The organism is Pseudomonas sp. GW822-FHT04H02, assembly GCF_058800645.1.
On the sequence record NZ_JBXAMM010000005.1, the window covers coordinates 378,898 to 391,574 of the forward strand.

Annotated in this window: 12 protein-coding genes and 1 riboswitch; of the genes, 5 read left to right on the forward strand and 7 right to left on the reverse strand. The window is 62.2% G+C overall.

Annotation, left to right across the window (positions count from 1 at the left end):
- Positions 1–114: 114 nt before the first annotated feature.
- Positions 115–1,524 carry an adenosylhomocysteinase gene (gene ahcY, locus AC1RMG_RS23715; RefSeq protein ID WP_011063972.1) on the reverse strand — a complete coding sequence of 470 codons (1,410 nt, stop codon included), beginning with the start codon at positions 1,522–1,524 and terminating at the stop codon, positions 115–117.
- Positions 1,525–1,545: 21 nt separating this feature from the next.
- Positions 1,546–1,652: riboswitch (S-adenosyl-L-homocysteine riboswitch) on the reverse strand.
- A 199-nt stretch (positions 1,653–1,851) separates the two neighbouring features.
- Between ahcY and AC1RMG_RS23720 the strand changes: the two genes are divergently transcribed.
- The gene (locus tag AC1RMG_RS23720) at positions 1,852–2,256 is read left to right on the forward strand and encodes an acyl-CoA thioesterase (protein ID WP_011063971.1); all 405 of its coding nucleotides are present in this window, start codon (positions 1,852–1,854) and stop codon (positions 2,254–2,256) included.
- A 73-nt stretch (positions 2,257–2,329) separates the two neighbouring features.
- Positions 2,330–3,217: a formate/nitrite transporter family protein gene (locus tag AC1RMG_RS23725; RefSeq protein ID WP_011063970.1), complete on the forward strand. Its 888-nt coding sequence runs from the start codon at positions 2,330–2,332 to the stop codon at positions 3,215–3,217.
- Here the strand turns inward: AC1RMG_RS23725 and AC1RMG_RS23730 are convergent, their stop codons facing one another.
- Positions 3,218–4,477 carry a cation:proton antiporter gene (locus tag AC1RMG_RS23730; RefSeq protein ID WP_011063969.1) on the reverse strand — a complete coding sequence of 420 codons (1,260 nt, stop codon included), beginning with the start codon at positions 4,475–4,477 and terminating at the stop codon, positions 3,218–3,220.
- A 311-nt stretch (positions 4,478–4,788) separates the two neighbouring features.
- Between AC1RMG_RS23730 and AC1RMG_RS23735 the strand changes: the two genes are divergently transcribed.
- Together AC1RMG_RS23735 and AC1RMG_RS23740 are read left to right on the forward strand one after the other, a co-directional pair.
- Positions 4,789–5,622 (forward strand): EamA family transporter, encoded by an 834-nt coding sequence (locus AC1RMG_RS23735; RefSeq protein WP_011063968.1) that lies wholly within the window; start codon positions 4,789–4,791, stop codon positions 5,620–5,622.
- Between the two features lie 35 nt (positions 5,623–5,657).
- Positions 5,658–6,041: an MAPEG family protein gene (locus AC1RMG_RS23740; protein ID WP_011063967.1), complete on the forward strand. Its 384-nt coding sequence runs from the start codon at positions 5,658–5,660 to the stop codon at positions 6,039–6,041.
- 43 nt (positions 6,042–6,084) lie between these two features.
- Here AC1RMG_RS23740 and mltA read toward each other — a convergent pair whose 3' ends face one another.
- Positions 6,085–7,260 (reverse strand): murein transglycosylase A, encoded by a 1,176-nt coding sequence (gene mltA / locus AC1RMG_RS23745; RefSeq protein ID WP_493170391.1) that lies wholly within the window; start codon positions 7,258–7,260, stop codon positions 6,085–6,087.
- 132 nt (positions 7,261–7,392) lie between these two features.
- On the opposite strand from mltA, the gene AC1RMG_RS23750 reads away from it, so the two are divergent.
- Complete coding sequence (locus tag AC1RMG_RS23750; RefSeq protein WP_011063965.1) at positions 7,393–7,842, forward strand: c-type cytochrome; 450 nt, start codon at positions 7,393–7,395, stop codon at positions 7,840–7,842.
- A 39-nt stretch (positions 7,843–7,881) separates the two neighbouring features.
- Here AC1RMG_RS23750 and AC1RMG_RS23755 read toward each other — a convergent pair whose 3' ends face one another.
- The 4 genes from AC1RMG_RS23755 to AC1RMG_RS23770 all read right to left on the reverse strand — a co-directional run bounded on the left by AC1RMG_RS23755 (position 7,882) and on the right by AC1RMG_RS23770 (position 12,490).
- Positions 7,882–8,277, reverse strand: coding sequence for a DUF1090 domain-containing protein (locus AC1RMG_RS23755; RefSeq protein ID WP_123472665.1), 396 nt, complete (start codon positions 8,275–8,277; stop codon positions 7,882–7,884).
- A 113-nt stretch (positions 8,278–8,390) separates the two neighbouring features.
- Positions 8,391–10,061, reverse strand: coding sequence for an NAD-dependent DNA ligase LigB (gene ligB / locus AC1RMG_RS23760; protein WP_493170393.1), 1,671 nt, complete (start codon positions 10,059–10,061; stop codon positions 8,391–8,393).
- 224 nt (positions 10,062–10,285) lie between these two features.
- Entirely contained in the window at positions 10,286–11,476 is a 1,191-nt protein-coding gene (metK, locus tag AC1RMG_RS23765; protein WP_015637335.1) for a methionine adenosyltransferase, read from the reverse strand.
- An 18-nt stretch (positions 11,477–11,494) separates the two neighbouring features.
- Complete coding sequence (locus AC1RMG_RS23770; protein ID WP_011063961.1) at positions 11,495–12,490, reverse strand: ArsR/SmtB family transcription factor; 996 nt, start codon at positions 12,488–12,490, stop codon at positions 11,495–11,497.
- Positions 12,491–12,677: the final 187 nt, after the last annotated feature.

Consider the following 12,677-nt stretch of genomic DNA (forward strand, 5'->3'; position numbering starts at 1 on the left):
GCAGCCTGCTGCTTGAAACTGCTATAGCGATTAGGGCAAGCACCAGGTCAGTTGCAGCAAGCAGAGCTTTTGGCTCTTTGCTTGCCGCTGATGACTTGCCGCCTGCAGCTGCTCTTAGTAGCGGTAGGCGTCTGGCTTGAACGGGCCTTCGACGGTTACGCCGATGTATTCAGCCTGTTGCTTGGTCAGTTGAGTGACCACGCCGCCGAAGCCGCGAACCATTTCCAGGGCCACTTCTTCGTCGAGTTTCTTCGGCAGTACTTCAACAGTCAGGCGCTCGGCTTTCTGGGCCGGCGACAGGTCGGCGTACTTCTGGCCGAACAGGAAGATCTGTGCCAGGACCTGGTTGGCGAACGAACCGTCCATGATGCGGCTTGGGTGACCGGTGGCGTTGCCCAGGTTCACCAGGCGGCCTTCGGCCAGCAGGATCAGGTAGTCGTCGTTCTGTGCATCGAAATCGCCAGGGCCGGTGCGGTGGATCTTGTGCACCTGTGGCTTCACTTCTTCCCATGCCCAGTTCTTGCGCATGAAAGCGGTGTCGATTTCGTTGTCGAAGTGGCCGATGTTGCAGACCACGGCACGCTTTTTCAGGGCCTTGAGCATGTTTGCGTCGCAAACATTGACGTTACCGGTGGTGGTCACGATCAGGTCGATCTTGCCCAGCAGGGCTTTGTCGATGCTGGCTTCGGTGCCGTGGTTGATACCGTCGATGAACGGCGAAACCAGCTCGAAACCGTCCATGCAGGCTTGCATGGCGCAGATCGGGTCCACTTCCGAAACCTTGACGATCATGCCTTCCTGACGCAGGGACTGGGCCGAGCCCTTGCCCACGTCACCGTAGCCGATGACCAGCGCTTGCTTGCCGGACAGCAGGTGGTCGGTGCCGCGCTTGATGGCGTCGTTCAGGCTGTGACGGCAGCCGTACTTGTTGTCGTTCTTGCTCTTGGTCACCGAGTCGTTGACGTTGATCGCAGGAACCTTCAGCTCGCCCTTGGCCAGCATGTCCAGCAGGCGGTGCACGCCGGTGGTGGTTTCTTCGGTCACGCCGTGAACGCGGTCCAGTACTTGTGGGTACTTGTCGTGCAGCAGCTGGGTCAGGTCGCCGCCGTCGTCGAGGATCATGTTGGCGTCCCAAGGCTTGCCATCCTTGAGGATGGTCTGCTCCAGGCACCACTCGTACTCTTCTTCGGTCTCGCCTTTCCAGGCGAACACAGGAATGCCGGCAGCGGCGATGGAGGCTGCGGCCTGGTCTTGAGTCGAGAAAATGTTGCAGGACGACCAGCGTACTTCGGCACCCAGGGCAACCAGGGTTTCGATCAGCACGGCGGTCTGGATGGTCATGTGGATGCAGCCGAGGATCTTGGCGCCCTTGAGTGGCTGTTCAGCCAGGTACTTGCGGCGCAGACCCATCAGGGCCGGCATTTCCGATTCGGCGATGATGGTTTCGCGACGACCCCAGGCAGCCAGGGAGATGTCGGCGACTTTGTAGTCGGTAAAACCTGCAGGCGTGTTTACAGCGCTCATCAAGAGCCTCCATTCGTAGTGTGCGAATGGGCGCCGTTGTGCGTTTAGTGTCCATACAGGGAGCCCTGTACCAACAACGCCCCATCCGAGCCTGACAGGTCATGCCTGCTGCAGCGCCCCTCGGACAGGTGGCGGGAAAACGGTATCAAGTGCAGATGACCGTTTTGAAACGGTGGCGATTATAGCCGCCTGAGCCAGACTTCCAAAAGTGTTTATGTCACCTGGATGAAGATCGTTAATCGCGACCATAGTCGATGTTGCATAGAGCATGACTGCCCGGTCTGCCATTATGCCGGGCATCAATTGGCAGGACGGTCAGGAGTGCATATGAATTTCCACACCCGCAAGTGGGTAAAACCCGAAGACCTCAACCCCAACGGCACGCTGTTCGGCGGCAGTCTGTTGCGCTGGATCGACGAAGAAGCGGCGATCTACGCCATTGTCCAGCTGGGCAACCAGCGAGTCGTGACCAAGTACATCTCGGAAATCAACTTCGTCAGCGCCTCGCGCCAGGGCGACATCATCGAGCTGGGTATCACCGCCACCGAATTCGGTCGCACCTCGATCACCCTGACGTGCGAAGTGCGCAACAAGATCACTCGCAAATCCATTCTCACGGTGGAGAAGATGGTCTTCGTAAACCTGGGGGAAGACGGCCTGCCGGCGCCTCACGGCCGCACCGAAATCAAATACGTCAAAGACCAGTTCAAGGATGACGCTTCCGACGCCTGATGCCTTGCGCAGAAAGGAACAGCCCCGAGCCCAGCGTGTCGTAGCTAAATGACCCGCCTGGTTCAGGAGCCTTATGGACGCGCAAAAAGATGGCAAGACCCCCGGCCTCTCTGCTCAAGAGCAGCATGAGGTCGACCATAACCAGCCGCCCCGCGCGGCGGTCCTGCATGAAATCATCCGCACCCAGGGCGACCAGGAACTGGAGCGCAGTGTCGCAGCCCTCTGGTGGTCGGCCCTGGCTGCCGGCCTGACCATGGGCCTGTCGCTGATGGGCATGGGCCTGCTCAACTCCCGCCTGCCCGACGGCGAGGCCTTCAAGGTCATTGCCAGCTTTGGCTACTGCGCGGGCTTTCTGGCGGTGATTCTGGCGCGCCAACAACTGTTCACGGAAAACACCCTGACTGCCGTGCTGCCGGTGATGAGCAAGCCGAGCCTGAACAACTTCGGGCGCTTGCTGCGCTTGTGGGGCGTGGTGCTGGTGGGCAACCTGTGCGGCACCCTGCTGGTGGCCTATGTGATGCTGCACTTGCCGATTTTTGACGGCAAGACCGATCAGGCCTTTCTGGAAATCGGCCGCAAGGTCATGGAGAACGACAGAGCGCAGATGTTCGCCAAGGGCATCATCTCCGGCTGGATGATCGCCACCATGGTCTGGATGATCCCGTCCATGGAGAGCGCCAAGCTGTGGATCATCATCCTGATCACCTACCTGATGGCGCTGGGGGATTTCACTCACATAGTGGTGGGCTCGGCGGAAGTGTCCTACCTGGTATTTGCCGGCGAGTTGCCGTGGCGGGATTTCTGGATGGTGTTCGCCGGGCCGACCCTGGCCGGGAATATCATTGGAGGCAGTTTCATCTTCGCCCTGATCAGCCATGCCCAGGTGCGTAGTGAAAGTGGCAAGCCGAACAGGAACGCGGACCGGGCACCGGCGCCCGATCCGCGGCAGATCAAGAAATGATCAGTGGGCCTCGGCCTTGGCCGCCGGGGCATCCTGGGTGACATGGCGCACCAGTTTGCCGATGGTCAGACCCTGTAGCAGGATCGACGACAACACCACGATGTAGGTGATGCTCAGCACCAGGTCACGCTCCGGCCCCAGGGGCAGGGCCAGCGCCAGCGCCACCGAGACGCCACCGCGCAAGCCGCCCCAGGTCAGCACGCGGATAGTGCCCCGGGGCACGCTGCGCCAGCGCCGCAACAGGAGGATTGCCGGGGCCACGGTGAGCACGCGAGAGAGCACGATGGCCACCGCCAGCAGGCTGGCAGCCGCCAGGTGCAGCCAGTTGAATGGCAGCAGCAACAGCTCCAGGCCGATCAGGGCGAACAGCAGGGCATTGAGCATGTCGTCGAGCAACTCCCAGAAACCGTCCAGGTAGCGCCGGGTCATGTCGTTCATCGCCAGGTTGCGTCCCAGGTTGCCGATGATCAGGCCGGCCACCACCATGGCAATCGGCGCCGAGACATGCAGCTCGCTGGCCATCGCCGAACCACCGATGACCAGGGCCAGGGTCAGCATCACTTCGATCTGGTGCTGCTCGATGCTCTTGATCATCAGATACACCAGGTAGCCGATCAGCCCGCCGAACAGTACGCCGCCAATGGCCTCATGCACGAACAGCCAGGCCGTGGCAGCCACGGTCGGGGTTTCCCCCAGTTGAGCGATGCCCAGCAGCACGGTGAACACCACTACCGCGGTGCCGTCGTTGAACAGCGATTCGCCGACGATGGTGGTCTTCAGCGGCTTGGAAGCGTTGGCGGTACGCAGCACACCCAGCACGGCAATCGGGTCGGTGGGGGAAATCAGCGCGCCGAACAGCAGGCAGTAGAGAAAGCTCACGTGCCAGCCGAACAGGCCGAAGATCCAGTAGGCCAGGCTGCCGATGACGAAGGTGGCGATCAGCACGCCGACCGTGGCCAGCAGGCCGATGGGCCAGCGGTAGCTGCGCAGGTCGTTGAGGTTGACGTGCAGGGCGCCGGCGAACAGCAGGAACGACAGCATCCAGTTCATCAGCAGATCGCCGAAGTCGATCTTGCCAATCAATTCTTCCACATGTTCTTCCAGGCCGGGGTAGCCCAGGTAGCTCAGGCCTTGCAGCAGCAGCGAGAACAGCAGGGCGGTGACCATCACGCCGATGGTCGGTGGCAAGCCGATAAAGCGGAAGTTGACGTAGGTGAGCAGCGTCGTCAGGCAGATAAAGGCAGCGACAAGTTCAAGCATCCGGACTCCTTTGGATGATTACAGAAAAAGCGACCTGAATGCTTTCAGGCTAAGGGTTTGATGTACCGGCGTCGGCGAGGGACACAGTTTTCGCCATCGTCGCCTGACCGCAGCCATTGACCACAGCCTCGACCCGACGTTGCAGGCACTTGGGGAAAAGTACCTCGAACATGCCCATGTTGCCGAATTGGCTGCTGGCACTGCCAAATGCGCCGGTAGCCCGTGCAAGCAGGGCCGCAGGCATGCGAGGATTCCCGGCTTCTGCCCGGATGTGCGGTATCCGGCTTTTTCAGGCAACCAGGGAGTGCAAGGTGCTGGCGACAAGTCTGGTTTTGGTGGCGGCGTTGTTGCACGCAGCCTGGAACACCCTGATCAAGTTCAGTGGCGAGCGCTTGCTGGTGGTGGCCTGCATGGACACCGTGGCCCTGCTGTTCGTGGCCATCATGCTGTTTTTTCTCGAATCCCCACCACTGGAGATCTGGCCCTGGATCATCGCCTCGGCGGCATTCGAGCTCTTGTATCGATATCTGCTGATCCAGGCCTATCGCGTGGGGGATCTCGGGCTGGTGTACCCGTTGATGCGCGGACTTTCTCCATTGGTGGTGCTGGCGTTGACCCTGGTCTTCGCCGGCGAGGCGCTGAGCACTCAGCAGGTCCTAGGCATTCTGCTGATTCCCTTCGGCATGCTCTGCCTGCTCTGGCAGGGCGGCGGTGGGGCGCGGTTGCCCTGGTCGATGCTGCCGGTGGTGGCGCTGATCGGCCTGTGCATCGGTTGCTACACCTATATTGACGGCCAGGCGCTGCGCCGCTGGTCGCACCCGCTGGATTATCTGACCTGGGTCACGCTGCTGAGCGCCTGGCCCTTTCCGCTGGTGGCGGTGGTCTGGAAGCGCCCGGCCTTTGCCCTGTTCTGGCGCGAGCAGTGGCGCCTGGGGCTGAGCGTCGGGTTTTGCGTGTTGTTCAGCTACGCTCTGGTGCTTTGGGCCATGCAACTGGGATCGATCGCCGAAGCGGCTGCGTTGCGTGAAATCAGTGTGATCCTGGTGGTGCTGTTCGGCATGCGCTACCTGAAAGAACCTTTCGGCCGGCCACGGCTCTTAGCCTGTGGACTGGTGCTGATTGGCATGTTGGTGATGAAGTTCTGAAGGCTCCCTAAAAACTCTAAAAAAGGATTTGCTCCATGACTGTCGCTTTCTGGTGTGTGTTGATTGCAATCATCCTGCCCTATCTCTGTACTGCCATCGCCAAGGGCGCCGGCAAATACGGGCTTCGCTACAACCATGACCCACGGGCGTTCCTGAGTACTCTGGAGGGTTTGCCCAAGCGTGCCCACAACGCGCAGCTCAACGGTTTCGAGGTGACCCCGGCATTCGCTGCGGCGGTGATCATCGCCCATGTGGCAGGTAACGCCGAGCTGGTGACGATCAACGTGCTGGCGGTGCTGTTTATCACCAGCCGCCTGCTGTACATGATCTGCTACCTGGCGGACTGGGCGATCCTGCGGTCCCTGGTGTGGTTCGTGGGCATGGGCCTGATCGCCAGTTTCTTCTTCGTTTCAGTCTGAGACACCCTTTTGCGGGAGCCGGCAAGCCGGCTCCCGCAGGGGCTCAAGGGGCGTCGGGCACTTCCGGCACCTTGGGCAGCGCTACGCCCTTGGGCCAGAGCATCCAGATCTGGCCCTGCTGCTTCATGTCTCCGGCCAGTTGCCCCGCGGCATCGCCCGTGCCCCAGAACAGATCGGCGCGCACCTCACCGGTGATTGCGCCGCCCGTGTCCTGGGCGGCTACCGGCCGTACCAGGCTGCTGCCATCCGGGCGGGTGGTGGACAACCACAGCAGGCTGCCCAGGGGGATCACCTTGCGGTCCACGGCCACGCTATAGCCTGACGTCAGCGGTACGTTCAACGAGCCCCGCGGGCCTTCATTGCTATCCGGGTTGCGGTTGAAGAACACGTAGCTGGGGTTGCTGCCCAGCAGCTCGGGAATCCGTGCCGGGTGGGCCTTGGCCCAGGCGGCAATGGTGCCCATGGTCACGTCCTCTTTCTTCAGCTCGCCCTGATCCACCAGCCAGCGGCCGATGGGACGGTAGGGGTGGCCGTTCTGGTCGGCATAGCCGATCCGCAATTGGCGCCCGTCATCCAGCTGGATTCGCCCGGACCCCTGGATCTGCAGGAATTGCAGGTCCATGGGGTCGGTCAGCCAGGCAATCACCGGGGCCTTGGTTCCCTTGCTTTCGATGGTCGCCGCATCGTCATAGGGCTTGAGTACCCGGCCTTCGAGCCGGCCACGCAGGCGCTTGCCCTTGAGCTCCGGGTAGAGGCTGTCCAGGGCGACGATGATCATGTCCTCCGGCACGCCGTATACCGGCACATTGGCCACCCGGGTCTGGGTCAGGCTGCCGGGATAGACCGGTTCGTAGTAGCCGGTGATCAGGCCGGTACTGCTGCCGTTGCCCGAGCGCAGGCCGTAGACCTGCAGGTGCTCCTTGAGAAAGCCGCGGATGGCCTCGGGGGTTTGCGGCACCGTCGCGGCTGCGGCGCAGGTGGCGCCCCACACCGGGTCGGCCTTGAGGCGGGTGCAGGCGCTGCGCCAGGAGCCGAAACCGGCCAGCAGGTCGTTGTCGGCGACGTTGGGCAGGGCGTCCCAGGTGGCGCTGTTGTAGGTGGCCAGGGCGTGGGTGGGGGCTGGCTTGGTATTGTCGCCGCCGTTGCAGCCAGCGAGCAGCGCCAGGGCCGGCAGGGCCCAGAGCAGATGGCGAGGCCAGCGGAGCGGGCTCGGGTTCATGCTGTATTTCCTTGAGAGGCTGCCCGCCGCATTGGTGATGGGGGACAACCCATATTATTAATAGGGCTATTGGTCTTTGCCGGGGAGGCGAGGATACTGGCCGCCGTTTCCGTGACCAGACCTGAAGCCACCATGACGCTAAAAAGACTTTCTGTTGTATTGCTGGCCTGCCTGACGCTTTCCGCCTGTGGCGGTGTCGATCCCAATTCTCCCCTGGGCCAGCGCAAGGCGATCTTCAAGCAGATGCTCAAGACCGGCGAGGACCTGGGGGGCATGCTGCGTGGGCGGATTCCTTTCGACGGCGCGCGCTTTGCCGAAGGCGCGGTGAAACTCGACAGCCTGTCCCATGAGCCGTGGAAGCACTTCCCCGAGGTCAAGGAAGAGGATCACAGCAGCGCCACCGATGACGTCTGGCGCAAGCAGGCGCGTTTCCAGGAGTTGGCCCGCACCCTGGAAGCCGCCACCGGTGAGCTGGTGACGATCAGCCAGGTCCAGCCCTACAAGGCCAGCAATCTGGGGCCGGCAGTGCAGAAGGTCGAGGATGCTTGCAGCGCCTGCCACAAAGAGTTTCGCAATCACTGATTGGCGGCTCTGCTGAGCAGGGCCGCGGCATCAGGTTGATTACTTGTCCAGTTCGTCCAGGGCTTGCTGCAGTTCCTTGCGGGAATCGGCAAGCTTGTCCTTGCGCTTGTTGATCTTCTCCGAGTCACCTTTCTTCATGGCTTTTTCCAGGTCGGCCTGGCGCCGGCTGACCTCATGCTTGGCCTCAAGCACTTTGTTTTCCCGCTCTTTCTTCAGCGAGGCGTCGGTGCAGTGGGCGGTCACTTCGCTCAGGGCGCGCTCCAGGCCGGCCTGCTGATTGCTGTTGCCGTGGGCCTTGGCCTGTTCGATCTGGTTCATGATGGCCTGGCGCTTGGCGGCGCAGCCGGTCAGCTCGGGGGCCTGCTCGGCGGCCAGCAGTGGCGCGCTCATCAGGCTGCAGAGGGTCAGGGTGGCGAGCGATGGAAAAAGTTTCATTGAAGGCTCCAGGTGAAAAAGATCAAGAAATAACCAATAAAAATACTGACTGTTGTACCGGGAATGGGCTGTTGGAGCGTATTCCGGCTTGGGTGGTTCCACGTGCCATCGGGCTAAAAACCTTCGATACCGGCGCTGTTCAGGGCGCCTTGCAAGGCCAGGACCTCTGGAGCGCGAAAAAACGCCACCAGTTGTGCGGCCCGCTCCGCTCCGATACCGGCTTCATTCTGCCAGTCCAGGCTGCTTTTCATGGCCAGGGCCTGCCATGGCCCGCTCAGGTCGGCCGAGCCACTGGGCGGGATGCCGAGGGCTTTGAGCCAGCGAGGGAAAGGCTGTTGCCTGGCACTGTGCAGGCTCTCGAGCAAACGCTTGCTGCTGCGATCACCAAAGCCGGCAATGTTAGCAAGCTCTGCCTGATCCAGGGTCAGCCAATCCAGCAGGCCTTTGATACGGCCTGTTTCAACCAGCCGGGCCCAGGTCCGGCTGCCGATATTCTGCAGGTTCAGGCCTTGTTTGCTGCTGAGCCAGGTCAGTCGGGCCAGAAATTGTTCCTCGCAGCCGGGTGATGGCTGCCAGCAACTCAGGAAGTGAAAGTCGGCTTCTCGCGGGGGCTGGATGCTCTGGCGCAGGGTGCTTCTGAGTACCACTTCATCCAGGCGCGGGATGCTCAACCCGGCGAGACTGATGGCTACCTGATCGCCGGGAACGATATCCAGGGATCGCCAGCGTTGCAGTGAGCCGAGACTGACACGGCGGATCTGCCGGTCGTCCAGGGTCACCGGCTCGATCTCCAGCAGGGGAGTGATGCGCCCCGTGCGGCCGATACGAAAATCGATTTGACGAACGCTGGCCAGCACCTGGGCGTAGGGGTACTTCCAGGCGGCAATCCAGTATGGGGCCCTGGCCTGCCAGCGTTCGGCGGCGGGACGCCGGCTTTGCCGCAGGATGATGCCGTCACTGGCAAAGGGCAGTGGCGAGCGATACCAGCGGGCCCGCCACTGTTGTGCATCGGCGAAGCCGCCTACGGGCCGGCTGTACTCGCGGGGTTCGACAAAGCCCAGGTCTGCCAGTTGTTCCAGGCGTTCGCTCAATGTAGCCGGGCCCTGGGGCCAGTCCCAGACAAACAGCCCGATCTGCGCGGCCTCCGCCGCTGTCAGCTGTTTGCGCGCCATCCAGCCTGCCACCCGGTTGCGCGCCTTGAGGCTGCCGGAGCGAGCCTGGACATGCTGCTCCAGGCGCAGATAGAGCTCTCCTTGCAGCAACAGGTCGACGGGCCGTGGCAGTCGTTTGGGTATGGCCTCGATTTGCCGGGCTGCACGGGTCCAGTCATGGCCATGCACGCCGTCGCCACGGCTGAGTGCTTGCTGGAACTGCCCCTGGTGGTAGATCAGGGTCACCGCTATGCCGTCGACCTTGGGTTGCGCCCAGATGTCGTCGCGGCCCTTGAGCCACCCCGTCACGGCATTGGCATCGGCGAGTTTTTCCACTCCTGTGTGGGGGATGGGGTGGCGGATGCTGCCCCCGGCGCCGAGCAGGGGCTGGTCCGTTGCCCGGGGAGCCTGGGGGAAGCACTGGCGCCAGGTGAGCAGGCGCTGGCGGGCCTGATCGTAGAGCTCATCCGCCACCAGTGATCGGCCGTCACGGTAATAGCTGCTATCCCAGCGCTGCAGTTGCTGCTGCAGGGCGGTGATTTCATCGGTGGCACGGGGAACCGGCCAGTCGGGGCAGGCGGCCTGGGCGAAGAATGGAGTGAGGCTCAGTAGCACAACGGCTCTTGGCAGCATGGGGAGCATCCTTGCTCTGTGGGTCATGCGCTAAAGGCTAGAGGGGATTGGCTGACGGCCGGGACGAAGGTGGTTGCGAGGTGTTTCCCCGTCAGGGAACACCTGTGTCCTTGCTCGCTCGGCCCCGTACCAGCAGCGGTTTGCGGGATGAGCAAGAAACCTCAGGCGACAAAAAAGCCCCGCCGGGCGAGCCGGGCGGGGCTTTGGATGTTGCCAGGTGAAGCTTACAGGCCGGCAGCGGCGCGCAGGGTGTCGGCGCGGTCGGTCTTTTCCCAAGTGAAGGTGGTGAAGGTGTCGTCACCCACGGTCTTGGTTTGCGGAGCCCGGCCGAAGTGACCGTAGGCAGCGGTTTCCTGGTACATCGGGTGCAGCAGGTCGAGCATGGTGGTGATTGCGTAGGGGCGCAGGTCGAACACTTCGCGTACCAGCTTGATGATCTTGTCGTCGCTGATCTTGCCGGTGCCGAAGGTGTTCAGCGAGATCGAGGTCGGTTGGGCCACGCCGATGGCGTAGGACACCTGGATCTCGCAGCGCTCGGCCAGGCCGGCGGCAACGATGTTCTTGGCCACGTAGCGGCCGGCGTAAGCGGCGGAACGGTCGACCTTGGATGGATCCTTGCCGGAGAACGCGCCACCGCCGTGACGGGCCATGCCGCCGTAGCTGTCGACGATGATCTTGCGGCCGGTCAGGCCGCAGTCACCTACCGGGCCACCGATGATGAACTGGCCGGTCGGGTTGATGTGGAACTGGGTGTCCTTGCTCAGCAACTCGGCAGGCAGCACGTGCTTGACGATCAGCTCCATCACGCCTTCGCGCAGGTCGTTGTAGGAGACCTCGGGGTTGTGCTGGGTCGACAGCACCACGGCATCGATACCCACCACCTTGCCACCTTCGTAGCGGCAGGTGACCTGGGATTTGGCGTCCGGGCGCAGCCAAGGCAGCAGGCCCGATTTGCGGGCTTCGGCCTGGCGCTGGACCAGTTGGTGCGAGAAGGTGATCGGCGCCGGCATCAGCACCTCGGTTTCGTTGCTGGCGTAGCCGAACATCAGGCCCTGGTCGCCAGCGCCCTGATCTTCCGGCTTAGCGCGGTCGACGCCCTGGTTGATGTCGGGGGACTGCTTGCCAATGATGTTCATCACGCCGCAGGTAGCACCGTCGAAGCCGACGTCGGAGCTGGTGTAGCCGATATCGCAGATCACATCGCGAACGATCTGTTCCAGGTCGACCCAGGCGCTGGTGGTGACTTCGCCGGCAACAATGGCCACGCCAGTCTTGACCAGGGTCTCGACCGCTACGCGGGCGTGCTTGTCCTGGGCAATGATGGCGTCCAGCACCGCATCGGAAATCTGGTCAGCGATTTTATCCGGATGCCCTTCAGACACGGACTCGGAGGTGAAAAGGGAGTATTCGCTCATCTTGAAGGTTTCCTAAATTTACCGATGGTGAGTGTCGCCAGCCGGTCGCTGAAAATGGCGAACCTGGATCTGGAAACCATTACGTAAGCCTACATACAGGCTTTCCCCGGGAGTCAGTCCCGCAGCGGTGGCCCAACGGGCCAAATCATCTTGTTCGAACCCTAGCCAGAGATCGCCGCAAGCCTCTTTGGCCCAACTCTGGTTGTGGCTGCACAAGTCTGTCACTAACAGGCTGCCGCCTGGTTGCAGCAATTGGGCCATCTGCTTGAGGGCCTCGGCCGGCGCGGCGAAATGGTGCAGGACCATGTTCAGCACCACGCAATCGGCCTGCAGCTGTACACCGTTCAGTGCATCGGCCAATTGCAGGCTGACGTTAGCCAATGTTTCGCGTTCGCACAGCTGGCGTGCCAGCTCCAGCATCGCCGGGCTGTTGTCCAGCGCGGTAACCCGGGCAAAGCGTCGGGCCAGCTCGGGGAGAAATCCACCGTCGCCGGGGCCGACTTCAATGGCCGTGGCCACTGGGTCGAAACTCAGTTTGTCCAGCAGCGCCAGCACACTGTCGCGATACTGGGGCAGTCCTGCGATCAGGTCCTGCTGGGCGCGGAATTTTTCCGCCACCCGGGAAAAGAAGTCCTGGCTGGCTGCAGCCCGCTGCCGGTGCACCAGGCTGATCCGGGCCTGTACCTCGCCCGGCAGGTTCAGCTGGTCGACCTCTTCCAGCAAGGCTGCGTGCAGTTTGCCGCCCAGGAGCCCGGTATGGGGCAGGGCGCGGCGATAGAAAATCGCATTGCCTTCACGGCGGGTCGCCACCAGGCTGGCCTGGGCCAGGACCTTCAGGTGGTGGCTCATGCCCGACTGGCCGATGGCGAAGATCTGCGCCAGCTCCAGCACACCAAACGAATCGTTGCTCAGCGCGCGCAATACATTCAGCCGCAGGGGGTCGCCGCCGGCCTTGCACAGGGCCGCCAGTTCGTCGCAATCGTCATGGCTGATGGCAGGCGCGGGCAGGTTCATGGGGCAGCAGTCTAGAGATGCCCGCAAATGCTCGCAAGGCCAATATCAAAAAGTTTTGATATTGGAGTCTGCAGGGGCTTTTCCAGAGCCTCTGCTTCTACAGGCAACGAGCGGCGAAGGGGTTTCATCAATGGATTGTGTCTTCAACAGGGGAAAAACATGCCTGAGTGACTATCTGTCATTGCCC